The 25941-nt window shown below is 61.1% G+C and carries 23 protein-coding genes, 1 tRNA gene and 1 pseudogene; 13 read left to right on the top strand and 12 right to left on the bottom strand.

From position 1 onward, the window contains the following. Positions 1-13 precede the first annotated feature (13 nt). On the top strand, positions 14-169 hold the full coding sequence (locus CIT25_RS35730) for a hypothetical protein (protein WP_101954462.1): 156 nt from the start codon (positions 14-16) through the stop codon (positions 167-169). Further along, positions 166-1605: a GMC oxidoreductase gene (locus tag CIT25_RS10930; protein ID WP_095484547.1), complete on the top strand. Its 1440-nt coding sequence runs from the start codon at positions 166-168 to the stop codon at positions 1603-1605. The genes CIT25_RS35730 and CIT25_RS10930 overlap by 4 nt, the downstream gene beginning before the upstream one ends. A 97-nt stretch (positions 1606-1702) precedes the next feature. On the opposite strand, the gene phhA is transcribed toward CIT25_RS10930, so the two are convergent. After that, positions 1703-2539, bottom strand: a complete 837-nt coding sequence (gene phhA, locus CIT25_RS10925) for a phenylalanine 4-monooxygenase (protein WP_095484546.1) — start codon at positions 2537-2539, stop codon at positions 1703-1705. Between the two features lie 135 nt (positions 2540-2674). Between phhA and CIT25_RS10920 the strand changes: the two genes are divergently transcribed. From CIT25_RS10920 to CIT25_RS10910, 3 genes and pseudogenes are all read left to right on the top strand, one after another. After that, positions 2675-3151 (top strand): Lrp/AsnC family transcriptional regulator, encoded by a 477-nt coding sequence (locus CIT25_RS10920; protein ID WP_095485072.1) that lies wholly within the window; start codon positions 2675-2677, stop codon positions 3149-3151. Between the two features lie 119 nt (positions 3152-3270). Then, positions 3271-4818, top strand: coding sequence for a magnesium-protoporphyrin IX monomethyl ester anaerobic oxidative cyclase (gene bchE, locus CIT25_RS10915; protein ID WP_095484545.1), 1548 nt, complete (start codon positions 3271-3273; stop codon positions 4816-4818). 223 nt (positions 4819-5041) lie between these two features. Continuing rightward, positions 5042-5439 (top strand): annotated as a pseudogene (locus CIT25_RS10910) (RidA family protein). Positions 5440-5468: 29 nt separating this feature from the next. Here the strand turns inward: CIT25_RS10910 and argB are convergent. After that, positions 5469-6362 carry an acetylglutamate kinase gene (argB, locus tag CIT25_RS10905; RefSeq protein ID WP_095485071.1) on the bottom strand — a complete coding sequence of 298 codons (894 nt, stop codon included), beginning with the start codon at positions 6360-6362 and terminating at the stop codon, positions 5469-5471. Between the two features lie 446 nt (positions 6363-6808). On the opposite strand from argB, the gene CIT25_RS10900 reads away from it, so the two are divergent. After that, the gene (locus tag CIT25_RS10900) at positions 6809-8002 is read left to right on the top strand and encodes a restriction endonuclease (RefSeq protein WP_095484543.1); all 1194 of its coding nucleotides are present in this window, start codon (positions 6809-6811) and stop codon (positions 8000-8002) included. An 87-nt stretch (positions 8003-8089) separates the two neighbouring features. Here the strand turns inward: CIT25_RS10900 and CIT25_RS10895 are convergent, their stop codons facing one another. Together CIT25_RS10895 and CIT25_RS10890 are read right to left on the bottom strand one after the other, a co-directional pair. Continuing rightward, complete coding sequence (locus tag CIT25_RS10895; protein ID WP_095484542.1) at positions 8090-9160, bottom strand: DUF4365 domain-containing protein; 1071 nt, start codon at positions 9158-9160, stop codon at positions 8090-8092. A gap of 150 nt (positions 9161-9310) precedes the next feature. Continuing rightward, complete coding sequence (locus CIT25_RS10890) at positions 9311-10807, bottom strand: amidase (protein ID WP_095484541.1); 1497 nt, start codon at positions 10805-10807, stop codon at positions 9311-9313. A gap of 130 nt (positions 10808-10937) precedes the next feature. Here CIT25_RS10890 and CIT25_RS10885 point away from each other — a divergent pair, with 130 nt between their 5' ends. From CIT25_RS10885 to msrB, 4 genes are all read left to right on the top strand, one after another. Then, positions 10938-11477, top strand: coding sequence for a sigma-70 family RNA polymerase sigma factor (locus tag CIT25_RS10885; RefSeq protein WP_095484540.1), 540 nt, complete (start codon positions 10938-10940; stop codon positions 11475-11477). Then, the gene (locus CIT25_RS10880) at positions 11474-12172 is read left to right on the top strand and encodes an anti-sigma factor (RefSeq protein ID WP_095484539.1); all 699 of its coding nucleotides are present in this window, start codon (positions 11474-11476) and stop codon (positions 12170-12172) included. The genes CIT25_RS10885 and CIT25_RS10880 overlap by 4 nt, the downstream gene beginning before the upstream one ends. 209 nt (positions 12173-12381) lie before the next feature. Next, the gene (locus tag CIT25_RS10875; RefSeq protein ID WP_095484538.1) at positions 12382-12939 is read left to right on the top strand and encodes a fasciclin domain-containing protein; all 558 of its coding nucleotides are present in this window, start codon (positions 12382-12384) and stop codon (positions 12937-12939) included. Between the two features lie 223 nt (positions 12940-13162). After that, a complete protein-coding gene (msrB, locus tag CIT25_RS10870; RefSeq protein ID WP_095485070.1) occupies positions 13163-13666 on the top strand; it encodes a peptide-methionine (R)-S-oxide reductase MsrB in 504 nt (167 codons plus the stop codon). Between the two features lie 26 nt (positions 13667-13692). Here the strand turns inward: msrB and CIT25_RS10865 are convergent, their stop codons facing one another. From CIT25_RS10865 to CIT25_RS10855, 3 genes are all read right to left on the bottom strand, one after another. After that, positions 13693-14970, bottom strand: a complete 1278-nt coding sequence (locus tag CIT25_RS10865; protein WP_095484537.1) for an SDR family oxidoreductase — start codon at positions 14968-14970, stop codon at positions 13693-13695. Between the two features lie 213 nt (positions 14971-15183). Beyond that, a complete protein-coding gene (locus CIT25_RS10860; protein WP_095484536.1) occupies positions 15184-16776 on the bottom strand; it encodes a DHA2 family efflux MFS transporter permease subunit in 1593 nt (530 codons plus the stop codon). A gap of 22 nt (positions 16777-16798) precedes the next feature. Continuing rightward, entirely contained in the window at positions 16799-17980 is a 1182-nt protein-coding gene (locus CIT25_RS10855) for an HlyD family secretion protein (RefSeq protein ID WP_095484535.1), read from the bottom strand. A gap of 157 nt (positions 17981-18137) precedes the next feature. On the opposite strand from CIT25_RS10855, the gene CIT25_RS10850 reads away from it, so the two are divergent. After that, positions 18138-18857 (top strand): TetR/AcrR family transcriptional regulator, encoded by a 720-nt coding sequence (locus CIT25_RS10850; protein ID WP_095484534.1) that lies wholly within the window; start codon positions 18138-18140, stop codon positions 18855-18857. Here CIT25_RS10850 and yihA read toward each other — a convergent pair. From yihA to rpmH, 5 genes are all read right to left on the bottom strand, one after another. Next, on the bottom strand, positions 18854-19513 hold the full coding sequence (yihA, locus tag CIT25_RS10845) for a ribosome biogenesis GTP-binding protein YihA/YsxC (protein ID WP_095484533.1): 660 nt from the start codon (positions 19511-19513) through the stop codon (positions 18854-18856). The genes CIT25_RS10850 and yihA overlap by 4 nt on opposite strands. After that, entirely contained in the window at positions 19510-20148 is a 639-nt protein-coding gene (locus tag CIT25_RS10840) for a CatB-related O-acetyltransferase (RefSeq protein WP_095484532.1), read from the bottom strand. Before CIT25_RS10840 ends, yihA begins: the two co-directional genes overlap by 4 nt. 257 nt (positions 20149-20405) lie before the next feature. Further along, positions 20406-22235 (bottom strand): membrane protein insertase YidC, encoded by a 1830-nt coding sequence (gene yidC / locus CIT25_RS10835; protein WP_095484531.1) that lies wholly within the window; start codon positions 22233-22235, stop codon positions 20406-20408. A gap of 13 nt (positions 22236-22248) precedes the next feature. Next, entirely contained in the window at positions 22249-22602 is a 354-nt protein-coding gene (gene rnpA / locus CIT25_RS10830; protein WP_095484530.1) for a ribonuclease P protein component, read from the bottom strand. Positions 22603-22618: 16 nt separating this feature from the next. Continuing rightward, a complete protein-coding gene (rpmH, locus tag CIT25_RS10825) occupies positions 22619-22753 on the bottom strand; it encodes a 50S ribosomal protein L34 (protein ID WP_008833937.1) in 135 nt (44 codons plus the stop codon). 302 nt (positions 22754-23055) lie between these two features. Here rpmH and CIT25_RS10815 point away from each other — a divergent pair, with 302 nt between their 5' ends. Further along, positions 23056-24555, top strand: coding sequence for a sensor histidine kinase (locus CIT25_RS10815; RefSeq protein ID WP_095484529.1), 1500 nt, complete (start codon positions 23056-23058; stop codon positions 24553-24555). Between the two features lie 307 nt (positions 24556-24862). Beyond that, positions 24863-24939, top strand: a tRNA-Arg gene (locus CIT25_RS10810). Positions 24940-25941 lie beyond the last annotated feature (1002 nt).

Genomic DNA, 25941 nt, shown 5'->3' with positions numbered 1-25941 from the left:
CGAGAGACGTGTCATGAGTTTCTTCACAAAGAAAATGTCGCGCCGCACGATCATGCAGGCGCTGATCGCGTTGCCGGCCCTGTCGCTGTTCCGCAAGCTGCCCGATGCCGATCCGGACGCAATCGTCGAGATCAATGGTTGGATCCTCAAAAGGAGCGATCTGGCGTGATCTTCGACAGCTACGAGGCATTTCCCGCGGTGAATTTCACCGCCAAGGTATGCATTCTCGGCTCTGGGCCAGCCGGCACCACGATCGCCAGGAAGCTTGGCGCGGCCGGCATTCCGGTTGTGGTGCTGGAGGCCGGCTCCCGTGAGTTCAGCGATGATTCGCAGGATTTCTACCGCGGCGCCACGGTCGGCGATCCCTATTTCGATCTCGACATCACCCGGCTGCGCTTCATGGGCGGCAGCTCCAATCACTGGGCCGGCTGGTGCCGCGTGCTCGACAGCCAAGATTTCGAGCCCAAGGCCTGGGCGCCGGATACCGGCTGGCCTATCAGCCGTGCCGACATCGAGCCCTACCTGCCTGAAGTCCACGATATCCTCGAACTTCCCGATTTCCGGCCGGATGTGCCGATCTCGGACGACATTCGCTGGGTGCAACTGATCAAAAGCCCGGCCGTGCGCTTCGGCGAAAAATTCGCCGAAGAGCTCGACAAGAGCAGGAACGTCGCCGTGGTGCTCAACACCTATGCCACCGAGCTTGCCGGCGATGGCAAACGAGTGACCGGCGCCAAATTGTGGTCGAACGGCCAGGATGCCGGTTCCTTCACCGCCGACTATTTCATCGTCTGCACCGGCGGCTTGGAAAACTCGCGGCTGCTGCTGTGGTCGAACCAGCGCTCGAATGGCGGCGTGGTGCCGAAAGCGACGGCGCTCGGCCGCTACTGGATGGAGCATCCGACCTTCGAGGGCGGCAATGCCATCCTCGCCGACTATAGCGCGTTCGAGGTCGACGCCACCAACGAGGCCTTCTTCTCGCCGACGCTTGCCGCCATGGAGCGCCTTGAGATCATGAATTTCGGGATCAGGCTGATCGAGACGCCGTACCCCGGGGTCAAACGCGTCATCGCCGACCTCGCCTGCACGGCGCCCGAGATGGCCGAATGGGTGTCCTATCAGCTCAGCCAGGACCTGCGCTGCGCCGCCCAGCTCTATGTCACCTGGGAACAGGCGCCGCTGGCCTCGAACCGGATTCAGTTGTCGAAAGCCGATGTCGACCATGCCGGCGTGCCGCGCATCGAGCTGCACTGGAAAAAGTCGGAGCTGGAGCGCCGCACGCTTCTCGAGGGCTTGAGGCTGTTTGGGACGACGCTCGTCCAGAAGGATCTCGGCCGGGTGCGCATCGCCGACTGGCTCACCAATGGCGGGGACTATCCGACGAATGAGGAACTGGCCGGCCACCACCATATGGGCGGCACCCGTATGGGCACGGATGTGATCAAGAGCGTGGTCGACGCCAACTCAAAGGTGCATGGCATGGACAATCTCTATGTCGGCGGCTCTTCGGTGTTCTGCACGTCCGGCGAATGCAACCCGACGACGACGATCGTCGCATTGGCCTGCCGGCTGGGCGATCACCTCAGCAAAGTCATCGGCGTATAGAAGCCGGCTCAGCCGGCCGGCCGAGGGATCGTCATCGCAGTCCACCGCCAACAACGCCCGCGCCGGTCGGCTGCGAGCGTCCGAGCCTGCCCAGCGTTTAAAGTTTCGCCGGGTCGAGCGCCGGTTTGCCCTTGTGGCGTCCGACAATCGCTGCCATCTCGGCGACATCCTGGAATCCATCGCGCAAAACGTCGAAGGATGGCAGCACGAAATAGGCGCGTTGGAACTTGTCGATCTCGTAGCTGGTGCGCATCACCGTTTCCAGATCGAAGGGGACATGGTGCGCGTCCTTGCTTTCAATCGCGAATTGAAGTTCCGCAAAGGACGACATCAGCCCGGCGCCGAAAGCCTTCAGCGGTTGGCCGGCTTCCTGTATCAGCCCGTATTCGACGGTGTACCAGTAAAGGCGGCTGATCATCTCGTCGCCGCCAAGCGCGATCAGGTCCTCCGCTTTCTCCCCATACATCTGCATGAAATCGGCAAAGACCGGCTGCGTCAGTGCAGGCACGTGGCCGAAGAAGTCGTGGAACATGTCCGGCTCGACGATGTAGTCGAGCTCTTGTTTCGTCCGCAGCCAGTTGGTCACCGGGAAGCGCCGGCTGGCGAGGTGGACGAAGAAGGCTGGTGCGGGAATGAGGCCCGGCACGGCGACGATTTCCCAACCGGTAAGCTTGCGCAGTTTTTCGCTGACCACATCGAAATCCGGAATCTTGTCTAGCAGGCCCAGCGTGGCGACGCCGTCGAGATAGGACCGGTGTGCCAGCTTTTTGGTCAGCTTCGTCTGGCGGTCGCACAGTGTGCGCCACACCGCCTGCTCGTCGGCGGTGTAGTTGTAGCTCTGCTCGACGGTGAAATCGGAACGGCAGACCGAATAGTCGCCGCGAAGGCCTTGCGCCGCGCATTCGCGGGCGTAGTCGGCAACGTTGATCGTCATGGCTGTTCTCCCTGGAAATCACGACTAACATCGTAAAAATCTAGCCGGATCCGGTGAGGCAAATCCGCTTTGATGATGGCTCGAATACGCGATTTGAGGTAAAAGCCACCACAGCAAAGCTGTAGGAGAGTGAAAGTGCCTCAATTTGACGATTTTGAGATCAAGATGCTCGATATCTTGCAACGTGACGGACGCAAGCCTGTGTCCGAACTGGCCCAGGAGATCGGCCTGTCGACGACGCCATGCGCGCGCCGCTTCGAGGCTCTTCAGAGCGCCGGCATCATCAAGGGCTTTGCTGCTGTGCTCAGCCGCCGCGCCGTCGGCCTGCTGGTCGAGGTGTTCATTCAGGTGCGCCTCGTAACCCACAGCGACGGTTCGCCCGAAACCTTTATCGCTGCCGTGCAGCGCATGGACGAGGTGTCGTCGTGCTGGACGATGACCGGCGACTACGATTTCCTGCTGCATGTGATGGTGCCGTCGGTCGACGAGCTCAACGCCTTCGTCATGCACCGGCTGATGCGGCTCGACGGCGTGCGCGACGTCCACACGCAGCTTGTGCTGCAGAACATCAAGGGGCCGGGCCACGTGCCGCTCGGGCACCTCAGGCGATGAGCCTGTATCTCGGCAAATGCATTTCTGCGGAAAAGCTGCACGGAAACTGCTGAACCGGGCCAGCTGCAGGCCCAGATCGACGACCAGGATGACCGGACCGCCATTGCAAAAGGTCCTTCATGAAAATCGTCCTGATCAATCCGCCGCATACCGCCATCGGCAGCCGCGTGCCCGACGACCATTTGCCGCCGCTCGGCCTGCTCGCATTGGGCGGCCCGCTGATCGACGCTGGCCATGAGGTGCGGCTCGTCGATGCCGAGTTCGGGCCGATGCTGCTTGCCGCAGCCGTGCAAGACGCCTTGAGCGGTCATCCCGATTGCATTTTGATCGGCCATTCCGGTTCGACATCGGCGCATCCGACAGCCCTGGAGATCGCACGAATGGTCAAGCACATCGACCCGGCGACGATGGTGATCTATGGCGGCGTGTTCCCCACCTATCACTGGCGCGACATACTTGCCGAAACGGACGTCTTCGACTTCATCGTGCGCGGCGAAGGCGAGGCGACCATCGTCGCGTTGGTTGAGGCGCTGGAAAGGCGCCGGCCGCTGTCTGGCGTGGCGGGCATCGCCTTTCGCGACGATTTGCGCCGTCCCTTTGCCACCAAGCCGGCAAGCACGATCGCCGACCTCGATGAATACCGCATCGGCTGGTACCTGATCGATATCAGTCGTTACAGTTATTGGGGCGGCAAGCGCGCGGTGGTCATGCAGTTTTCTCGAGGCTGCCCGCATCTGTGCAATTATTGCGGCCAGCGCGGTTTCTGGACGCGATGGCGGCATCGCGACCCGGTGAAGTTCGCGCAAGAGATCGCTTGGCTGCACCGCGAGCATGGCGTCGAGCTGATCAACCTTGCCGACGAGAATCCGACCTCGTCCAAAAAAGCCTGGCGCGCCTTTCTCGATGCGATGATCGCCGAGAACGTGCCGGTCCTGATCGTCGGCTCAACCCGCGCAGATGACATTGTTCGTGATGCCGACAGCCTGCATCTCTACCGCAAGGCAGGCGTCATCCGTTGGCTGCTGGGCATGGAAAACACCGATGAGAAGACGCTTGCGTTGATCCGCAAGGGAGGCAGCACCTCGTCCGACCGCGAGGCGATCCGGTTGCTGCGCCTCAATGGCATACTGTCGATGGCGACCTGGGTCGCCGGTTTCGAGGATGAGCGCTTTCGCGATCTCTGGCGCGGCTTCCGCCAGCTCATCGCCTATGATCCGGACCAGATCCAGGCGCTCTATGTCACCCCGCACCGCTGGACGCCGTTCTTCAGGATGGCCAGGGACCGCAAGGTGATCCAGCTGGACGCCCGCCTGTGGGACTACAAGCATCAAGTGCTGCAGATGACCCGACTGAAGCCTTGGATGCTGTTCTTCAGCGTCAAGCTGATCGAACTGGCGGTGCAGTCGCGGCCGAAGGCATTGGCGCGCATCCTGTTCCACAAGGACCCGGAACAGCGCCATTCGATGCGCTGGTACACGCAGATGGGCCGCCGCGTCTGGTTCCGCGAGGTCTGGGGCTTTCTCGCCCGCGACCGCCGCCTGAAGGACGGTCCGACACTGGCCGAATTCTGGGGCGCGCCGCAGGACGAGGAAGAGGAATCGATGGTGTTCGGGCACCCGGCGCGCAAGCTGACACCGCCCGGGATCGCGATTTCGCCGAGCGCCTGATCAGCTCTGGGCAATCTCCTAAAAACATACGCAACGTATGCGTATTGACATACGGAGCGTATGTACCCACTTCGGGGAGACGGGGGTATGTCACAACCGCCCGGAAACCGGAGCGCAGCGATCCAAAACCCTGCAGCCTTGCGAGCGGCTCTCGCCCTTCTCGGCGAAGCCACATCGCGATCGTCGGGAGGTCTGGCCTGCCTTGTCTAGATGGAGTGAAACAATGACCAAACGCGATGCGATCTTCCCTGCCGGTCGGCAGGCCCTCTACGAGATCAACCGCTATTCGGCGGCGATCCGCTCGGGCGACTTTCTGTTCGTCTCAGGCCAAGTCGGCAGCCGCGAGGACGGGTCGCCCGAGCCGGTCTTTGCAAAGCAGGTCCAGCTTGCCTTCGACAATCTCGCGGCAGTGTTGAAGGCCGCCGGCTGCACCTTCGACGATATCGTTGACGTCACCACATTCCACACCGACCCGGCCACACAGTGGGAGGCGATCAACGCCGTTCGGCTGAAGGCGATCGGAGAACCGCCCTACCCGAACTGGACCGCGGTGGGCGTGAACTGGCTGGCTGGCTTCGATTTTGAATAAAAGTCATCGCGCGCCTTCCTCAGCCCAGCTAATCGACTGGCGGCGCGACCAAGGCCGCCGCTTATGGCACGATCAGCGTGCCGGCGCCGTGCTCGGTGAACAGCTCGAGCAGCACCGAATGCGGCGTCTTGCCGTTGAGGATGACGACGCCTTCGACGCCGCGCTCGATCGCCTCGATGCAGGTCTCGACCTTGGGGATCATGCCGCCCGACACCGTGCCGTCCTTGATCAAGGCCTTTGCCTCGGTCACGGTCAGCTCGTCGATCAGCTTCTTGTTCTTGTCGAGCACGCCGGGCACGTCGGTGAGGAACAACAGGCGTGTCGCCTGGCAGGCGCCGGCAATCGCGCCGGCAAAGGTGTCGGCGTTGATGTTGTACGTGTGGCCGTCGCGGCCCGGCGCCACCGGCGCCAGCACCGGGATCATTTCGGATCGTGCCAGAAGGTCGAGCAATGTGCGGTCGACCTCGACCGGCTCGCCGACGAAGCCGAGATCAAGCACGCGCTCGATGTTGGAGTCCGGGTCGATCATGGTCTTGCGCGCCTTTTCGGCGAAAACCATGTTGCCGTCCTTGCCGCACAGGCCGATCGCCCACTCGCCCTCGGCATTGATCAGCGCGACGATCTCCTTGTTGATCGAGCCGGCCAGCACCATCTCGACGATCTCGACCGTCTTCTGGTCGGTGACACGCAATCCGCCCTCGAACTTCGATTCGATGCCCATCTTGCTCAGCATGGCGCCGATCTGCGGCCCGCCGCCATGGACGACGATCGGATTGACGCCGGATTGTTTGAGCAGCGCGATGTCGCGGGCGAAGGCCTTGCCGAGCGCAATATCGCCCATGGCATGGCCGCCATATTTCACCACCACCGTCTTGTTCTCGTAGCGCTGCATGTAAGGCAGCGCCCTCGAAAGCAGCGCGGCCTGCATTTCGGCGGTGGCGGCGACGTCCGTCATCGGCATTGTTCCCAGCTTGAAATGATCGGCGGCGTCTTAGCGGGAATTGGCGCAGGCCGCAAACGGCTTTGCTGTCACAATGATGAAATCGTGCCCAGCATCCTGACGTTGGTTGAGATGCTCGCACGGCCGACTTTCCCCGTCACGATCCTCTGCTAGGATCAACGGCGTGCTGTCCATCGCCGCGTGAACTCTACCCAAGCAGATCGACTGAGCAATGATGAAATGACATCGCGAATACGCTGGCACGCGGCTAATCTTCAGCGGCGGATTGGTCGAAAGTGTCCTCACGGTAGCATTAAATATACTTCTTCCACTTGAGCGCCCAAGGGCGTTACAAACGAACTTCTGCGGATGTCAACCTGTGATTGCGAGGGCGTGATACTGAGCACTAAACAAACCAATTCTCGGGATACAATCCTGCTGCAAAAGGCGACTGTCTAACTATGACTGTCCCAGAATGGTCCGACAATGCGCTTGATGCAGAGATAAGGCGCGTCCAATCGGCCATACAGACATGGGCGGAGCGTCGTGACGTTTGGTTCGACTGCTGCTTTAAATCCTATCTTGAGCATGTCGATGGCGAGCCGCAGGACCCGCCTGTCGTTACCTTGCTAATCTGTGAAGGCGGTCTCTATTCGCTGCTCAGTGGCGAAGATGCCGAGGGGCAAGAGCCCGAGTTCCATGATCTGCTCAAAGATCTTGGTTACTTTTATGAGAATAGAGACGGCGTCACGATGGCGATTTACGCCGAGGATGCCGCACGCTCCTCAGCCTTCGCCGCATATTTTCATTGGCAATGGGTCTGCAGCCTCATCAAAGAGGATACGGGAGATGTCTACCAGGAATTGTTCGATCATTTCTCTCGTCGCCCTGACGATCTCAATCGGCTTCATTGGCAAGATTTCGAGACGCTGCTTTTTCGAATCTTTCAGAATCAAGGATTTGAGGCCGAGCTTGGGCCGGGACGCGGGGACAACGGCGTCGATCTTAGGCTGTGGCAGCGCGATCCGATTGGAGACGTCCTCACGCTCGTTCAGGCCAAACGGCATGCTATCGGTAACAAGATTGACCTGACCCAAGTCGCGGCCCTCTACGGGATTGCTGAGGTTGAAGGTGCTGACAGAGCCTTATTTGTCACCACCTCAAGTTATGCGCCTGTCGCGCGTAGATTTGCCAGCCGAACTTCTGATCTCTTGAAGCTCGCTGAAAGAGCGGATGTCGTGGAATGGTGCGCGCGAGCGAGTGCTGGCATTATTGCAGACAAGTCGTCGCTAGTCTCACCGGAATCCGTTGGCCGCGTCATTGCTGAGGTAGCCGGCGGGGGAAAAGACCCGAGGGTCCTACAGGCAAGCTACGGATACAACATGGTTCTGAACAACTTTGCCTTGGTAATAAAGGAAACAAAACACGCGGCGCTCTTGATGGCGTTACCGCGTCGGACGCTTACCGACGACGGTTACGGACAGCGTGGCACTGAGGTACCGCTTTTCGACGGAACGACAATTTCGCGCCTCCAGGGCGATATGGTGTGGCGCGCAAAACGTAAGCTCTATGATGGCAGCGTTGGTTATTGGGATGGCGAGCATTTGTTCCAAACCTGGGACGGACAGCCGCAGGATTTTGACTTTGTCGACTAACGTCCCGTCGGACACGGAATTTTTGATGACTAATGAGTGCGATGCCAACATCAGGCACGATGTCTTCGGTGGCTCGGCCGAAAAGGCCTATGACATCATATCAATAAGCTGCCTAATCCAAGACTTCTTTTCCGAAGGTGTTGCCGGTGCTTTGGGGCGAGACGAATTGTCTCGATCAATTGAAACCTGAAAATCCCAAATTCTCGGGAGACGCCGGACGTATGATTCGGGCACCATCTGGAAGAAGCCTTCCTGAGCAACCCGCAAGGCGCCTTCGTTGGAAATTCGGTTCGCGGCAACCAGTTCAGCTTCACGTTCATGAATGAGCCTGACTAGGTTCCGGCCGCGCTTTGTCAACGGCGCGACGAAGTGTGGTTGCATCTCTCGATCGACCCAGTCGATCAGGCAATCAGAGTAGTCGATGTCTGCCAAACCCTGCACAAGCAGAAATTTGACAAACCCGAAGAGAAAATCCTGTTCTACACTGCCCAGTCCAACACCAAATTCAGAATCAATACGATCGAGGTTATAGGTCACTGCGTTGTCTACCACGTCCATTCCGTAGTAGAGTGAACGCGCAATGTTTGTCAGGCCATGCACAAACAAGTCAAAATACGACAAAACGAAACTGGCGTTGTCGCAACGGGTCCGCACCAGAAGCATGAGCAGTTCACCGAGATCTTCAACGAAAATGCCCTCCTGAACACCGGCGGTCTCAAACAGCGTCAGGGGTGCAGTTTCCTGGAGAAGGTTCGTTTTGGGGACCTCAATAAAGGCATTTTCCTCCCGCCTCGGAATGCGGAGCGCCTGACGCACATCGACCCAATAGCTGCATCCTGCAACGGGATCATGGAGTACCAGAATAACGGGAAGCGGAAACTGTTCCCAATAAAGCAGGTGCTTTTTTTCGGGGTAGAATTTCCATCCGTTCTCCGTGGCATGAGTGAAGAACGATGGCCCTGATTTGACCTGGACAGCGATCAGTTTCCCCGTGGCGTAACCATTATCGTTCACGTACTCGAGCTGTCCGTCGATGCCGACATCGCCTGTATCTGTCTCGCGCCAAATCTGGTTTTGTGCGGCAGCATAGCTCTGCAAGGCCGCCACGCCCTTGCGTTCTTGACTATAGGTGACGCCCGCAGCGGGTAAGATCGCCATGCAGATCCCTCTGATCGTTAACCTCTAAACTCTCTGATAGCCGACCCCATGAACGCGTCATACACGACCGGTGCAGGACAGGTTCCCTAAACCAGACGCATGGAGCATGCGAAACACCTTTGCGCTAACAATGATGAAATCGGCCCGCTTCTATGCTGGCATTCGCAGCGGCGCCCGCCGCGCCTGCCATCCCGAAATCTTTTCCATTTGCGCGGCGAGGGACAGAAGCGTCTCTTCGTCGCCGGGCCGGCCGGCGGCCTGGATGCCGACCGGCAGGCCGGCATCGGTGACATGGACAGGCAGCGTGATCGACGGCTGACCGCTGACGTTCTGGATCGCCGGCCAGTGGGTGAACCACAGGCTCTTGTCCATCAACTGCCCAAACAGCGGCTTGAATATCAGCAGCCGGGCGAGGCGCAGCCTGTCGAGCACGTCCTCTATGAACGCATCTGCGCCTTTCGGGTCCATGGCGCCGCAGGCGAGTGGCGGATGGGCAATAACAGGCATCAGCACGGCATCGTATTGCGCGGTCTCGGTGATCAGGCGGCGCGATACGGCATGCAGCCGCTGCAGGCCGGCATAGGTCTCGCCGGCCGAGACGATCTCGCCGAAGCGGCTCATCAGACGCGTGGCGCGCTCGACGTCGCCTGAGACGGAGCGTCCGACACGCAACGCTTCAGCGCGCATCGTACCGGCCACCGCCGCGGCGACAATCTTGCAGAAATCGGCCATGAAATCACGATCGATATAGGGCAGGTCGATCTCCTCGATCGTATGGCCGCCTTCGCGCGCCAACGCCACGGCCGTGTCCAGCGCCGTCAGCGTCTCGACCGATATCGGCAGGCCGAGCGGCGATTTCCGGTAGACGGCAAGTTTCAGCTTGCCGGGGTCACGCGCTGCTGCGGCAGCGAAAGTTCCTTTCGGCGGCGGCGCCGCATAGGGCGCCATCGGATCGGGTCCGTGAGTCAGGTCGAGCAGCAAGGCCGAATCCCGGACCGAGCGGGCAAGCGCGTGGTCGACGACCAGGCCGTACCAGCTTTCGGTGACGAGCGGTGACAGCGGCACGCGGCCGCGCGAGGTTTTCAGCCCGACCAGCCCGGTGCAGGCGGCGGGAACGCGGATCGAGCCGCCGCCATCCGAAGCATGCGCCACCGGAACGACGCCGGCCGCGACTAGCGCCGCCGCCCCTCCAGACGAGCCGCCGCTGGTATGCGCCGTGTTCCACGGATTGCGGGTGATGCCGAAAGCGGCGGATTCGGTCATCAGCCTCAGCCCATGTTCGGGCGAGGTGCTGGTGGCGATCGGGACAAGGCCAGCGGCCAGATGGCGTTCAGTCATCACCGAGTCGAAATCGGCAACGAAAGCCGGAATGCGGCTGCCGCCATGCGTCGGCACGCCTTTCATGGCGATGCCGAGATCCTTCAGCGCAAAAGGCACGCCGGCCAGCGGCAGCTTGCGGTCGATGGTTTTCGTCCGCGTCCGCGCCGCCTCGTAAAGCGGCTCGGCGATGGCGTTGATGTCCGGGCGGGTGGCCTCGGCCCGCGCAATCGCCGCATCGACGAGCTCCTGCGGTGTGATCTCGCCCTTGCGCACCAGGCTGGCAAGCCCGGTTGCGTCGTGCTCCCACAAGACCTGTTCAACCGACATTGCCGCTCTCCCCGCTATGAGAAGGCTAGCGGTTGCGGATTTTCTTGGCAATCGAAGTCCACGACGCTCCCGGTGCACAAGAACGCTTCCGCCGTTGCAAATACATTGCAATTGCCTAATTTGGCAGCCGATGACGCCGCGGGACATCAGCAACCTGATCGTTCGGACTTCGATGAAGGACCGGGCTGCGTTCGATCTGCTCTACCGGCAGACCAGCGCGAAACTTTTCGGCGTCTGCCTTCGTGTATTGAAGGACCGGGGAGAGGCAGAAGAGGCGCTGCAGGAGGTCTTCGTCAAGATATGGACGAAGGCGGATCGTTTCGCCGTCTCGGATCTAAGCCCGATTTCCTGGCTGGTGGCCATTGCGCGCAATCATGCGATCGATCGCATCAGGGCGCGGCGAGAGCCTGCCGCCTATATCGATGCTGCGCTCGAGGTGGCCGATCCGGCGCCGGGACCAGAGGCTGCGGCTGTTGCGGGCGGTGAATCCGAGCGCATCTATCGTTGTCTCGACGAATTGGAAAAGGACCGGGCGGCGGCCGTCCGGGGCGCCTATCTGGACGGCGAAAGCTATGCCGAACTGGCGGCACGCCATGACGTGCCGCTGAACACGATGCGGACCTGGCTGCGGCGCAGCCTGTTGAAGCTCAGAGAGTGTCTGGAAAGATGACGCTGGAAGAGGATAACGGACCGGAACCTGGGGGCGACGACCTGTTCGCTGCCGAATATGTTCTTGGCGTGCTGGCCGCGGACGAGCGCGAGATTGCGTCACGCCGCATCGACGCGGACGCCGCTTTCGCGCGCCTCGTCGATGCCTGGGAGGCGCATCTTTCGCCGATGGCAGGCGCCTATCCGGAGACAGAGCCTCCGATCAGGGTCAAGGAGGCGATAGATCGCCAGCTGTTCGTAGCAGAGCCTCGCGCCGGTCTCTGGTCGAGCCTTGCCTTCTGGCGCGGTCTTGCCGCAGCTTCCGTCGCGGCGCTGGCGATCACCATCGCCGTGCCTTACCTCAACCCGCCGGTCGAACAGCCGCGGCTTGTCGCCTCGCTGGCCGCTGACGGCAGCGACGTCAGATATCTTGCCGTCTATGACGCTGCCCATCGCGAGGTCGGCCTGTCGCATGTCTCGGGCGAGCGTGCCGCCGGCAAGGATTTCGAGCTGTGGATGATCGAGGGCAAGAATGCGCCGGTCTCGATAGGCGTCATCCCGGCCGGTCAGACCGCGCATATGACCATCTCGCCGGCCGTTCAGGAAAAGCTTGCGCGGGGCGCCGTGCTTGCGGTCAGCCTCGAGCCGGCCGGCGGTTCGCCGACCGGTCAGCCGACCGGCCCCGTGGTCGCTGCGGGCGATTTGAAGAGCATCTGATCGCACCTGTCTTCTCGCTCTTACGAGAAGATTTTTAATCTATCTCCTATGGTGGAGAGAGATCGGGAGCATACAGTCTAGCCGGGTCCCGGCTCTGAATCGCAATTATAAAAAATAGAATTTTTTCTGAACGACGAAACTCACACATTTATCTCCCGTATCTCCTTGCGCCCCCAAAGAGGGAAAGATAAACTGAGGAGATTGACATAATGCGTAAATTCGCCACCCTTTTGCTTGCCGGAACGGTCGCCGTCTCCGCGCTCGCCACCGCCGCCTATGCCCAGAATCCGATGGTCGGCGGCGCCGCCATGTATGCAACCAAGAACATCGTCGAGAACGCCGTCAATTCGAAAGATCACACGACACTGGTCGCGGCCGTCAAGGCCGGTGGTCTCGTCGAGACGCTGCAGAGTGCCGGTCCCTTCACCGTGTTCGCGCCAACCAACGAGGCCTTTGCAGCACTTCCGGCCGGCACGGTGGACACACTGCTCAAGCCCGAAAACAAGGACAAGCTGGTCAAGATTCTGACCTGCCACGTCATCGCTGCCAAGGCGCTGGCCGCCGACGTCACCAAGATGGTCATGGACGATGGCGGTGCGCACAAGGCCAAGACGGCCGGTGGCTGCGAGCTGACGCTCAAGGCCGATGGCGGCAAGGTCACGGTGACCGACGAGAACGGCAATGTCGCCAATGTGACGATCGCCGATGTCGAGCAGTCGAACGGCGTCATCCACGTCATCGACAAGGTTCTTCTGCCGAAGATGTAACGAAGGGCCTGCCGCCAGCGAAGATATGGGCGAGGCTCCATGCCGATAGCGCGGGTTCCGCTTGCGTGACCCGCGCAATCGACAAGCGTACACTCCGCACCGTCCCCGCCCCTCCAAGCGTGGGGCCTGGTGCGGAGTATCCGTTTTCAGGAGCTAGCCGTCACCGGCTTTTGATTTCCGTATGACGGTCGAATTTGGCAGACGGATAACAGGAGAAATGATCATGAACCGTCGCGATCTTCTTTTGAGCGGTGCGGCTGCCATTGGGGTGGCTGCAGGTGCCGTAGCGCTGTTGCGCATGGGCGGACCGCAGGATGCGGGGGCGGCCGAAACCTTCGAGGTCACCAAGACCGAGGCCGAGTGGCGCGCCGTGCTGTCTGACGCGGCTTTCAATGTGCTGCGCAAGGAAGGTACCGAATATCCGGGCACCAGCCCGCTGCTCAACGAGCACCGCAAGGGTATCTTCGCCTGCGCCGGCTGCGACCTGCCGCTCTATTCCTCCGAGACGAAGTTCGATTCCGGCACCGGCTGGCCAAGCTTCTGGCAGGAGATTCCCAATGCCGTCGGCAAGACCGTGGACAGATCCCTGGGCATGACCCGCACCGAGGTCCACTGCCGCCGCTGCGGCGGCCATCTCGGTCATGTCTTCGACGATGGTCCGCCGCCGACCGGCTTGCGCCATTGCATCAACGGTGTCGCCCTGACCTTCAAGCCAGCCACGGCCTGACCGCTTGAATTCGAGCGCGACCGCCGTCAGCGCTCATCCAGAATGGCGAGGGCTGCGAGCGTCAGCAGCATCGACGGCACCACCTTGACGAGGGGACCGAGCGGATCGAGCCAAAGCGCAGGTTCGATGAATGTTGCGGCAAGCAGATAGACAAACGTCAGGAAAAGCATGCCGATCAGCGCGCGTCTTGCCCAGGGTCGGAAAAGAACCGCAAGCCCGAGCATGATGTCGGCGAGACATGTCGCGACCACCATGATGCCTGCAAGACGATCGGGCAGAAAGGCGAGATGGCTTTGCGCCGCCTCGAATGTGAGGAACGGCGCGAGGCCGGAAGTCAGCCAGAAAAACGCCAGGATGATAATGATTGGCGACTTCAGCAGATAGAGGCGGGCGAACCAGAGATCCTGGACGCCCGAAGGGACGGCGGCGAGCGTCTCGGCCGTCGACGACAGGCGCGGGCGGTGGTCCTGTGGTCGCCGGTTTTCAATGCCACCTGACATGACTGCCATGGCGGTAGAGCGGAGCGGCGAACGCCAACCAAGCTTGCCGGCCATGTCGGCGAACCATGTCACCGGCCGAGCGACCGCCGACGGCATGGAAATCACCGGCGCGGCAGGAAGGCCGAGCCAGCTGCGATGCAATAGGACGAGTTCTCTGAGCGTGAGCCTTTCATCGCTGCCGAGAGCGACATCGGATCCGGCTGGCAGCGTTCCCTGGATGGCCGCGCTGACGGCGCTGGCGACATCGTCGAGTGCGACCGTCGTAACGAAGCTTTCAGCGTAAACCAGCGGAATGACCATGGGAAAGGCTGCGAGAGCCCTCAGCAATGCGGATCCGCCATGCGCGTTGCGGCCGAGCACAAGCGCCGGACGCAGGATGACATGGCGTACGCCACTTGCGGCGAGAGCCGTGTCCGCTCGCCTTTTGGTGCTGAGAAAAGGAATGTCGCGGTCAGCGGTTTCCGTTTCCGCCGATATCTGAATGATCAGCAGCCTCTGGTCGCGCGCCGCCTCATAGAGGGCGAGCATCGCCCGTTCCTGGGTGGCACTCAGATCGTCCGAGAGCCCATCCTGAAGCGCGCCGGCGCAATTGACGACAACCTGCTGCTCATCCAGCACGTGCTGCCAGCTGACGCTCTGCGTCAGGCCGGCGAGATCGGCCTTCAGCCAGCGAACACACGGCATCTTCAACGAGGCACGCGCGATATCACGCCCAAGCCCCGTGACCTGATGGCCTTCGTCCGCGAGTTTCCTTGCAACGGCGGAACCGATGAAACCGGTCGCGCCGAGAATCAGGATGTTCATCCCGGAACTTTAGCCGAAACCAGCTAATGCATGTCGCCCAAAAGTGTGCAGCGGTTTTGGAGGAACGACATGCATAGATCAAAGACTTAAAGCGCGGCGCGTGGTTCCCATCACGCGCGACGAGCCTACTGCCTTTGAAGATTTTGCGCATGACCCCGAAATTGCTTTTCGGGGTCATGCGCGAGGATGCCGGGCGGGGGGTCCCGGCGCTCCTCAGTGTCCGCCACCACCGCCACCGGCCGCGGCAGGTTTGCGGATGAACAGGGTGAAGAGCCCCAGCGTGGCGAACAACACGGTCAGCATGAAGAACACGTCCATGAAAGACAGCAGCGACGCCTGCTGCTGGACCATGCCTGATAGTTTGGAGATCGCCGCCTTGGAGGCGTCAAGTCCGGCAGTCTGCTCGAAGTTGAGCGTCATGTTCTGCAGCTTTTCCTGTGCTGCGGCACTGCCCCATTGCACGTGCTCTGAGAGCCTTGCGTAGTGGAAGGCGTTGCGGTCGATCAGCACGGTGTTGATGACGGCCAGGCCGACGGCGCCACCGAGATTGCGGGTCAGGTTGAACAGGCCCGACGCGTTCTTCAACCGCTCGGGCGGCAAGGTTCCGAGCGCGATGTTGTTGATCGGCACCATGCACAGCATCATCGAGCAGCCGCGCAGGATCTGCGGGATCAGCAGCTCATAAAAATCCCAGTCGGCGGTGAGATGCGTCATCCACCAGGTCCCCGTGGCGAAGCCGAAGAAGCCGACCATCATCATCAGACGCGGGTCCATCTTGTTCGACAGGATGCCGGAAATCGGGGCGGTGAAGAACATGGCCAGGCCGCTGACGAACAGCGCCTCGCCGATCATCAGGGAATCGTAGCCGCGGATGCGCCCGAGGAACACCGGATAAAGATAGGTCAGGCCGTAGAGGCCGATGCCGACGACGAAGGAGAACAGCGAGCCGAAGGCGAAGTTGACGTTGGTGAAGGCCTTCAGGTCGACAATCGGCTCCTCCGCTGTGAAAGCGCGCCAGAAGAACAGCACCGCGCCGACGGTCATGATGGTGGCGCAGATGAACACCGCCTGATCCTGCAGCCAGTCGTTGTTCGGACCTTCCTCCAGCACATATTCCATGCAGCCCAGGAAGGCCGCCATGCCGGCAAGGCCCCACCAGTCGAACTTGCTGAACAGCTTGAGATTGGGCTTGTCGAAGTCGATCAGCGACCATGCCGCGGCGGTGACCAGGATGCCGGGCACGACATTGATCAGGAACAGCCAGTGCCAGGACATGGCATGGCTTATATAGCCGCCGACAGTCGGGCCGATGGTCGGTGCCAGCGTCGCCACCAGACCGATCATTGGCGACACCATGGCGCGGCGCGACGGCGGAAAGATGGTGAAGGCGGCTGCGAAGACGCTCGGGATCATGCCGCCGCCGATGAAGCCCTGCACGGCGCGGTAGACGATCATCTGGTCGATATTGGTTGCGGTCGCGGCAAGAGCGCTTGCCGCAGTGAAGCCTGCCGCCGAGATCGTGAACAGCACCCGCGTCGACAGCATCCGGCTGAGGAAGCCGGACAGCGGGATCATGACCACCTCGGCGATCAGATAGGCGGTCTGCACCCACGGGATTTCGTCGGAGCTGGCGCTCAAGCCCGCCTGGATTTCGGCCAGCGAGGCCGAGACGATCTGGATGTCGAGGATCGCCATGAACATCCCGAACACCATGGCCAGGAAAGCGATGACGCGCCGTGTGGAAATGGTGTCAGGCGTAGCCGGCCTCGCCGGCGGCGATCCTGCCGTCACGGTTGCGGTTGCCATGGCATTGCTCCCAAGCGGCCGCTCAGTTCGACGCGGCCGGCGCTGTGCGGCTGTCGACGGCGACGACGACACTTAGGCCGGCGCGCAGCTTGCCTGTCTTCAGCACATCCGCCGGCACGTCGATGCGAACCGGGACACGCTGCACGACCTTGGTGAAATTGCCGGTGGCGTTTTCCGGCGGCAGCAGCGAGAACACCGCACCGGAGGCCGGTGCCAGCGACGAGACCGTGCCTTCAAAGTCATGACCGTCGATAGCGTCGACCGAAATCCTGACCTTTTCGCCAGGCACCAGCCGGGCAAGCTGCGTCTCCTTGAAGTTGGCGACGATATAGAGCTTGTCCATCGGCACGATGACGGCGAGCTTCTGTCCGGGGCTGATCAGGTCGCCTTGCTCGACCGAGCGGTTGCCGACTACACCGTCATAGGGCGCGCGCAGCACGGTGAAGGACAGGTCCCGCGCGGCCTTGTCGCGGGCAAGCTGCAGCGACGCCAGCGTGCTTGCCGTCTCCGCGCGCTGCGCCTGAAGCACACCGATATTGGCCTCAGCCGCCGCGATCTGGGCGTCGGCGCCGACAAGGGCGGCGTTGGCCTGCTCGACCGCGGTCTGGGCATCGTCGAGTTGAGCTTGGGTGCCGACACGTGTCTTGAGCAATTGGGCGGCGCGCACTTGAGCTCGCGCCGCATTGTCGGCGGCGGCCTGGTCGGCGGTCTTCTGCGCCCGCGCCTGCTCGAGCGATGCGCGCGCCGCCTCGGTCTGGGCGTCGATGCGGTCGAGCGTCTTGCTCAGGGTGGCGATCTGCGCCTCGGCTTGGGCGACCGCTATTTTGTAGTCACCATTGTCGACGACCAGCAGCGGGTCGCCGGCCTTGACCTGCTGGTTCTCGGTCACCTTGACCTGATCGACATAGCCGGAAATTTTCGGCGAGATGAATGCCATGTCGGCCTGGACATAGGCATCGTCGGTTGAGATCATGAAACGCCCGTCGGTCCAGTAGTCGTAGCCATACCAGGCGCCTGCGCCCAGCAATCCAAGCGCGATGATGGGCAACAGAAAGGAGCGTGCCGAACGTTTCTTTTTGGCCGGCGTCTCGGCCGGAGGACTTATTGCGGGCTCGGTCGGTGCGGTCGGCGCTTCGGTCGCTGGCGCAATCTTGGCGTTGGGGAAAGGACGGACTTCGGCGGTGGGGGTCGCGTTCGAGGACATGGAATCTCTCTGGGTCTCTGGAGACTGGGCATTCTCTCTGGAAAATCAGTCAGACTGAACCGTTCGGTTCGATGTGAACATTGACTTAGCGCGGAGAGAGGCCCATATCAAGAGTGATCGAACCGATCGGTTCGAATATTTTTCGAGGTGTGACGTTATGACCGAAGCCGACAAGGACCAGTGCGATCTGCTGGATGGCCTGCGTCGCGGCCGTCCGGCGGCAGGGCAAGACCCGGTCAAGCGCAGCCAGATCATCGAAGGCGCGCGCCGTGTCTTCATCGACAAGGGTTTTGAAGCGGCGTCGATGAACGACATCACCCGCGAGGCCGGCGTTTCCAAGGGCACGATCTATGTCTATTTCGCCAACAAGGAAGAGCTGTTCGAAGCGCTGATCGAAGAAGAACGCGGCACGATCTTCAAGAACATGTACGATCTGCTCGATCGCGCCGACGACCTTCGCGAGACGCTAGTGAAATTCGGCAAGGTGCTGTCCCTCAAGATCACCTCGGCCAAGGTCGTCCAGGCGCAGCGCACGGTAATCGGCGCATCCGACAGGATTCCCGAACTTGGCGCGCGTTTTTATGAACGCGGCCCGAAACGCGGCCACGACAAGGTCGTTGCTTTTCTCAATGCCGCCATCGAGCGCGGCCTGCTGCGGATCGACGATGTCGATCTTGCCGCCTATCAGTTCACTGAGCTGTGCCTTGCTGGCCTTTTCCGCCAGTGCATATTCGCCTACCGCACCAAAGCCCCGAGCCAGGAAGAAATCGACCACATCGTCAAGTCGGGCGTCGGCATGTTCCTGAAGGCTTACGGCACCGAAAGGCTTGCCACGGAAGAACGCACCCAGACGATTGCGCTAGAGGCAAAGTCCTAGCCGCCATTGGCTGCCAGCACGATCGCCGCGCGCAATTCCTCGAGGCCCTCGCTCTTTTCCGACGACGTGGCGAGAACGAACGGAAACGCGGCCGGCCGCTTCTTGATCTTCGCAAGTGTCTCTTCGATCAATCGCGGCACGCCGGCCGCTTTGATCTTGTCGGTCTTGGTCAGCACGATCTGGTAGGACACCGCCGCCTTGTCGAGCAGCGACAGCACTTCATCGTCCTTGGCCTTAATGCCGTGACGGGCGTCGATCAGCACGTAGACGCGCTTCAGCGTGACGCGGCCCTTGAGATAGTCGAATACGAGTTTCGTCCAGTCGTCGACTTTTTCCTTGGGCGCGGTGGCGTAGCCGTAGCCCGGCATGTCGACCAGCGCCATCGGCGGCAGATCGGCGCCTTCGCCGGAAAATCCACCCGGAACGAAATAGTTGAGTTCCTGCGTCCGCCCCGGCGTGTTGGATGTCCGCGCCAGCCCCTTCTGGTTGACCAGCGCGTTGATCAGCGACGATTTGCCGACATTCGAGCGGCCGGCAAAGGCGATCTCCGGCGGCCCTTCCGGCGGCAGGAATTTCATTGCCGGCACGCCGCGGATGAAGATCCACGGCCGCGTGAACAGTTCGATGCCGATCACGGTCTTGTTCAACGCGTTCAAACCGCTGCCTCCAGAAGAGAAATATCGGCGCCACGAATGGCATTGAGGTTGCGGCTGATCTTTTCCACCGGCCAGTCCCACCACGCCGCCGCCAAAAGCCGCCAGATGGTCCTGTCGTCGAAGCGCATCTTCACCACCTTGGCCGCATTGCCGGCGACGATCGCATAGGGTGGCACGTCATGCGTCACCACCGATTTTGCCGCGACGATGGCGCCATGGCCGATCGTCACGCCGGGCAGGATCACCGCTTCCATGCCGATCCATACATCATTGCCGAGCACTGTGTCGCCGCGCAATTCCTTCGACCAGGTCGCCGGGTCGAAACCCTCTTCCCAGCCATGACCGAAGATGTTGAACGGATAGGTCGAAAAGCCGGACATGGCATGGTTGGCGCCGTTCATGATGAAGCGGGCGCCCTCGGCGATGGCGCAGAACTTGCCGATGATCAGCCGGTCGCCGATGAACGGATAATGATGCAGCACGCATCGCTCGGCGAATTTGTCGGGCCCGTCCGGATCGTCATAATAAGTGAAGTCGCCGATCTCGATGTTCGGCGCCGTGACCAGTCCCTTCAGGAATCCGACGCGGGTATGCATCGGGATCGGGTGCTTGATGTTGGGGTTGGGTCCGATCATGGTCTGGCTCCATCGGCGAGATAAACGGGCAAGGTCAAAATAGCGCGATCCGCCCGGCAGCACCAACCGCGTGCGCAGCGGATCATCCTTACCTGTTCATCGAGGGAGCGCTCCTGAAACGAGAGCGACTTATAGGGATGTGTCGCGGCGGCGTCTACCGCCCGGCCGACTGGTTTCGCGTTCGGCAGCGGCTCGGCTTGTGCGAAAAAGCCCCGGAACCGGGGCTTTCCTTGATTCGCAAAAAAGGGGGGCGCCGGCTACTCCGCCGGCGACGGTTTCTTCCGGAAAAGCGCGACCAGATTGTCCCACAATTCGATCTTGGCGCCCTGCCGCTTCATGATCACGCCTTGCTGGATGATCGAAAGCAAATTGTTCCAGGCCCAGTAGATGACCAGGCCGGCCGGGAAGCCCGCCATCATGAAGGTGAAGATGACAGGCATCCAGGTGAAGATCATGGCCTGCGTCGGGTCCGGCGGCGTCGGGTTCATGCGCATCTGCAGGAACATGGTCACGCCCATGATCAGCGGCCAAACGCCGACCATCAACATATGCGGCAAGGTGATCGGGATGAGGCCGAACAGGTTGAAGATCGAGGTCGGGTCGGGCGCCGCCAGATCCTGGATCCAGCCGAAGAACGGTGCGTGCCGCATCTCGATGGTGATGTAGAGCACCTTGTAGAGCGCGAAGAAGACCGGGATCTGCAGCGCCACCGGCCAACAGCCGGCGAGCGGATTGATCTTCTCGGTCTTGTAGAGCTCCATCATCGCCTGTTGCTGCTTCATCTTGTCGTCCGCGTATTTCTCGCGGATCTCAAGCATCTTTGGCTGCACCTTCTTCATGTTCGCCATCGACGCGTAGGATTTGTTGGCAAGCGGGTAGAAGACGGCCTTGACGACGACGGTGGTGGCGAGGATGGCCAGACCGAAATTGCCGAAGAATTTGTACATCGTGTCGATCAGGTAGAACATCGGCTTGGTGATCCAGATGAACCATCCCCAGTCGATCAAACGGTCGAACAGCCTGATATGGCGATCTTGCGCATAGGCGTTGACCTTGGCGACTTCCTTGGCGCCGGCGAAGATCTCGGTCTCTACCGTCGCCGATTGGCCGGCATCAACATTGATCGGGTCGGTGAGGAAGTCGGCCTGGTAGCGGGGGCGGCCGTCCTCGAAATAGGCGTAGCGCGGCTGGAACGGCTGCTTCTCGGTCGGCACCAGCGTCACCGCCCAGTATTTGTCGGTGATGCCCAGCCAGCCATCGGTCGACTTGCCGGGCGTGAACTGCTTGTCCTCCTCGACGGCCGCGTATTTGTGTTCCTGCAGGCCTTCCGTGCCGGTGACGCCGATCAACCCCTCATGCAGCACATAGATGCTGGCAACGGCAGGTTTGTCGAAGCGGGTGACACGGCCGTAATTCGACAGGGTAACGGCGGTCGAACTCGAATTCTGCACCGTGTCCGAAACAGTGAACATGTAGTCGCTGTCGACGGAGAAGGTGCGCTTGAAGGTCAGGCCCTTGTCGTTGGTGAAGGTCAGCGCGACCGGTGTCGCCGGGGTCAGTGTCGCATTGCCGTCGACGGTCCACACCGTTTCCGGCCCCGGCACCGCGCCGGTCTTGTCGCTGCCGACAAAGCCGATCTCGGCATAGTAGCCGGTAGGCAGCGCCGCCGGATTGAGCAACTCGATCTCGGGCGAGTTCTTGTCGACCGTCGTCGTGTAGTGCTTGAGCCTGAGGTCGTCGAGACGGGCGCCGGTGAGATTGATCGAGCCCTCCAGGCTCGGCGTGTCGATCTTGACGCGCTGGGTCGACGCCAGCGCCTGCTCGCGGCCGGCAGGCGTCGTGCCGTCGGTTCCCGGTGCGTTGGGGCCCGCTGCATTGGGAATGGCGCCTTGCGGCGGCACCGGCGTTTCGCTACCGCCCGGACTGGTGGCTTGGGCCGCCTTCTTCTGCTCCGCTACCCGCTGTTCTTCGATGCGGGCCTTCTCGCGCTGTGCCTCGCTCTGCGGCAGCACGTAAAAATACTGCCAAAGCGACAGGATCAGCACCGACAGCGCGATGGTGATGAAGAAGTTCCGGTTGTTTTCCATCGAAAGCCTTGGCCTATCGTGTTCCGCGCAATCTGCGGGAGAGTTCGGCCTTCAATTGGCCGAACGGAGTGGTAAGCACGTCTTCGCGCCCGACGATGACATAGTCATTGCCAGGCGCCATGTCACCCGCGGCATGGGTGCGCACGGCTTCCCTCAGCCGCCGCCGGATGCGGTTGCGCACGACTGCGTTGCCGACCTTCTTGGTGACCGTGTAGCCGACGCGAGGCGCCTCTGCGTCGCTGCGGTCCAGAACCTCGACGAGAAAAAGCCGCCCGCGGCGCTTCTCGCCACGCCGGACAGCCAGGAATTCCGCGCGTTTCAGAAGCCGCTTGGGATGTGCTCCCACTGGCTTGCCGGTTGCGGGCAACGATCTCGTCTTCCGTTCAGGCGCTGAGCCGCTTGCGACCGCGGTTGCGGCGGGCTGCGACGACGCCACGACCACCCTTGGTGGCCATGCGGGCACGAAAACCGTGCCGACGTTTGCGGACGAGTTTGGACGGTTGGTAGGTACGCTTCATTTGTTTTAATACCGCGGGGTGCGGCCCTTCTTGATTCTGTCACTCTGTAACAGGAGCTTTGCCGGGTCGGTTTTGGCGCGATCGAAACCGCGCCGGGACGAATGGCCCGAGCGTGAGCGGGCTTATAGAAAGAAGGGTTTTGGAAGTCAATCCGCCGCCTTCCGACGCCGTCAGGGCCGATGGCTGAGGTGATGGCCAAACTCTGGGCGGTCTCATCCCGTATTGGGACGAAGGATGAAATTGGCAAAAAAGCCGCAATGGCCTAATCTTGGCTGATCAAGTGATCGTGAAGAAAAAGCAGCATGAGTGATTTCCCATCCGCGGACGAAGGGACCGACCGGGCGACGGCCGCCGCTCGGACGGTGCCCCGTACCGTGCCCTTGTCGCGTGGATTGTCGACAAAGCTCCTGCTGCTCACGATCGTCTTCGTGCTTCTGGCCGAGGTCCTTATCTTTCTACCCTGGATCGCCAGCTACCGAATGAGTTGGCTGAAGGAAAGGCTGAGCACCGCCGCGGCAGTCTCGATCGTGCTGGTGCAGGGAGAGCCAGCCTCGCTGTCGCGCGCCGCGCAGAACGACGTGCTGACGGCGATCGGCGCCAAGGCGATCGCCGTGCGCGACGGCGGCGTCTCGCGCCTTCTCGTCGTGGCTGAAATGCCGCCGCATGTCGACGAGCATATCGACATCGCCAATGTCGGCCTGGTCGAGGGCATGACCAGTGCTTTGGACACGCTGTTTTTCGGTGGCGAGCGGATGCTGCGCGTTTTCGGGCCGGTCGGCGACAGCGACAAGGAATTCGAGCTGATCATGCCCGACTACAGCCTGCGCAATGCCATGCTCATCTATTCGCGCAACGTCGCCTTCGTCTCGCTGCTGATCTCGCTGTTCACCGCCATGCTGGTCTATGCCGCCATCGACCTGATCATGATCGGTCCGATCCGGACGATGACGCGTTCGATGCTGGCCTTCTCCGAGGCGCCCGACGATCCCGGGCGGATCATCCACCCTGCCGCCCGCGCCGACGAGATCGGCGTTGCAGAGCGCGAGCTCTCGCAGATGCAGGAGCGGCTCCAGAAGATGCTCTCCGAGCAGAAGCATCTCGCCGATCTCGGCCTCGCCGTGTCGAAGATCAATCACGACATGCGCAACATCCTGGCGTCGGCGCAGCTGATGTCGGACCGCTTGCGTCAGGTCAAGGACCCGACCGTGCAGGCCTTCGCGCCGAAACTGCTGCGCGCGCTCGATCGTGCCGTATCCTATTCGGAAGGTGTGCTTTCTTATGGCCGCACCCAGGAGCCGCCGCCTTCGCGCCGCAGGCTCAGGCTGCGCCAGCTGGTCGACGACGTCCACGGCCTGCTCGACACCGAAGGCGGCATCGAATTCGTCAACGCCGTCGATCTGGCTTTCGAGGTGGATGCCGATTCCGATCAGCTCTTTCGCGTGCTCACCAATCTTTGCCGCAACGCCGTGCAGGCAATGGCGGCGGACGCGGAAAGCGCGGTGGTGCGCCGGTTGGCGGTGTCGGCCGAGCGCGTCGGCAGCGTCAGCCGTATCACCGTCACCGACACCGGCCCCGGCCTGCCGCCGAAGGCGCGCGAGAACCTGTTCGCGGCGTTCCGCGGCTCGGCCCGCAGCGGCGGCACCGGCCTTGGCCTGGCGATCGCCTATGAATTGATCCGCGCTCACGGCGGCACGGTGGAGCTTGTCGAAAGCAGAGGCGGCCGCACCACATTCGCGGTCACCATCCCGGACGAGCCGGTCCGGCTCGACCAGGCCCGCAACGGCCTGCGCCGCCCGGCCTGATCCAGAGCAATTCCAGGAAAAGTGTGTGACGGTTTTCCGTCCGGAATTGCGCAGAACTCAGGGCAATTCCAGGAAAAGTGTGTGGCGGTTTTCCGTCCGGAATTGCGCAGAACTCAGAGCAATTCCAGGAAAAGCGTGTAGCGGTTTTCCGTCCGGAATTGCGCAGAACAAAGAGCCGGCCAGCACGAACAGCAAAACTTTTGCCGGATCGGCTTGCTTTTCGGAAATTCAGTCGCTAGGGAACACGTCACATCGCGGCCGGTCGTTAAGGATCGGATCGCGGGCTATGCAAAGCATGGCCTGTTGCGCGCCCGTAGCTCAGCTGGATAGAGCACCAGACTACGAATCTGGGGGTCAGGAGTTCGAATCTCTTCGGGCGCGCCAAATCTACGCTGCAGCACGCCGGACGCGCTTGTAGCCAGCGAAAGCCCTCCAACCTATGAGAGACGTTTTCGTGCGGGCGAGCCCCTGTGGCGCTTCGGCGCGGCCTGCTCCGCTATTCCCGGCATGTCGAAGAGCACGCCAGACCCATGTCATTGAGCCGAAAGCTGCCCAGCGGCAGGCGATGCTAAGGCAACCCTATCCGACGCCATCAATCAACGCGTGCGCTGCTAACTCCTCAGCAGTAGTTCGGCGTTAGGAACTTAGGGCATGCACGACGCTGGCGCTCAATCTCCCTTAACTTTTCGTAAGACAGATCATGGGTGCTAACGCCCATTTCAACCAAAACAGATATCCTGATGTTGTGCCATTGAACTCTTCTTGTCCCCGTAGACTCTGATCGAATGGTGCCTTTAGATAGTCGCGGTCGCTGAGCCGCATGGTCTCCGCCCAACGAGCCCCGCTCTCATTTTCCACGGTGGTTACGATCTTTCGAGCCTTTTGGATGTACGGTCCCGTAAATGTGTCCATGGCTTCAGTAGGCTCAAAATCGCACCCGACGAACTCCACAGTCAGCTCATTTCTCCCATTCCAATTCTCTCTTTTTTGCTCCCGGCATCTGCTGGAGGAGCTGTCCGGCGGGTTTTCAGAAATTAAATCTGCGAATCGCGCGCCTAGTTCGCCACCTTCTTCGACAGTATAGACATAACGAACATTGACATCCTTAACGGATCCACGGCCATAATTCTTTGTGTAGGTAACTACTTGGAATATTTTTTGACCATGGTAATCTTCCGAATGGATTACTTGTGCTTGACTGAGGAAGCAGGCCTTGCCGAGGCGACTTCGGCAACAACAGAAGTAACAACCATTCCAATCAGGACACTACCTATGACGCCAATCGTCCACTTAGCCAACGCCGGCAGTGAAGAAAACCATTGGTTCATTTTGCCACCCTCCAGCAGCGACATAGCGAGCAGGCACGCCCCCAGTGGACAGATCGGA

Source organism: Mesorhizobium mediterraneum (assembly GCF_002284565.1).
Lineage (GTDB): Bacteria > Pseudomonadota > Alphaproteobacteria > Rhizobiales > Rhizobiaceae > Mesorhizobium > Mesorhizobium mediterraneum.
Note: the sequence above shows the minus strand (reverse complement) of the source record. Positions and strands in the feature narration are given on the sequence as shown.

Bases quoted from the DNA above. Each gene is read 5' to 3' on its own strand.
- CIT25_RS10840 (WP_095484532.1), bottom strand. From the start codon at position 20,148: ATGATCGGACCCAACCCCAACATCAAGCACCCGATCCCGATGCATACC.
- CIT25_RS10880 (WP_095484539.1), top strand. From the start codon at position 11,474: ATGACGCTGGAAGAGGATAACGGACCGGAACCTGGGGGCGACGACCTG.
- argB (WP_095485071.1), bottom strand. From the start codon at position 6,362: ATGACGGACGTCGCCGCCACCGCCGAAATGCAGGCCGCGCTGCTTTCG.
- CIT25_RS10850 (WP_095484534.1), top strand. From the start codon at position 18,138: ATGACCGAAGCCGACAAGGACCAGTGCGATCTGCTGGATGGCCTGCGT.
- msrB (WP_095485070.1), top strand. From the start codon at position 13,163: ATGAACCGTCGCGATCTTCTTTTGAGCGGTGCGGCTGCCATTGGGGTG.
- yidC (WP_095484531.1), bottom strand. From the start codon at position 22,235: ATGGAAAACAACCGGAACTTCTTCATCACCATCGCGCTGTCGGTGCTG.
- CIT25_RS10860 (WP_095484536.1), bottom strand. From the start codon at position 16,776: ATGGCAACCGCAACCGTGACGGCAGGATCGCCGCCGGCGAGGCCGGCT.
- CIT25_RS35730 (WP_101954462.1), top strand. From the start codon at position 14: ATGAGTTTCTTCACAAAGAAAATGTCGCGCCGCACGATCATGCAGGCG.
- CIT25_RS10900 (WP_095484543.1), top strand. From the start codon at position 6,809: ATGACTGTCCCAGAATGGTCCGACAATGCGCTTGATGCAGAGATAAGG.
- rpmH (WP_008833937.1), bottom strand. From the start codon at position 22,753: ATGAAGCGTACCTACCAACCGTCCAAACTCGTCCGCAAACGTCGGCAC.
- CIT25_RS10895 (WP_095484542.1), bottom strand. From the start codon at position 9,160: ATGGCGATCTTACCCGCTGCGGGCGTCACCTATAGTCAAGAACGCAAG.
- CIT25_RS10890 (WP_095484541.1), bottom strand. From the start codon at position 10,807: ATGTCGGTTGAACAGGTCTTGTGGGAGCACGACGCAACCGGGCTTGCC.
- CIT25_RS10855 (WP_095484535.1), bottom strand. From the start codon at position 17,980: ATGTCCTCGAACGCGACCCCCACCGCCGAAGTCCGTCCTTTCCCCAAC.
- bchE (WP_095484545.1), top strand. From the start codon at position 3,271: ATGAAAATCGTCCTGATCAATCCGCCGCATACCGCCATCGGCAGCCGC.
- CIT25_RS10885 (WP_095484540.1), top strand. From the start codon at position 10,938: ATGACGCCGCGGGACATCAGCAACCTGATCGTTCGGACTTCGATGAAG.
- CIT25_RS10865 (WP_095484537.1), bottom strand. From the start codon at position 14,970: ATGAACATCCTGATTCTCGGCGCGACCGGTTTCATCGGTTCCGCCGTT.
- phhA (WP_095484546.1), bottom strand. From the start codon at position 2,539: ATGACGATCAACGTTGCCGACTACGCCCGCGAATGCGCGGCGCAAGGC.
- CIT25_RS10875 (WP_095484538.1), top strand. From the start codon at position 12,382: ATGCGTAAATTCGCCACCCTTTTGCTTGCCGGAACGGTCGCCGTCTCC.
- CIT25_RS10815 (WP_095484529.1), top strand. From the start codon at position 23,056: ATGAGTGATTTCCCATCCGCGGACGAAGGGACCGACCGGGCGACGGCC.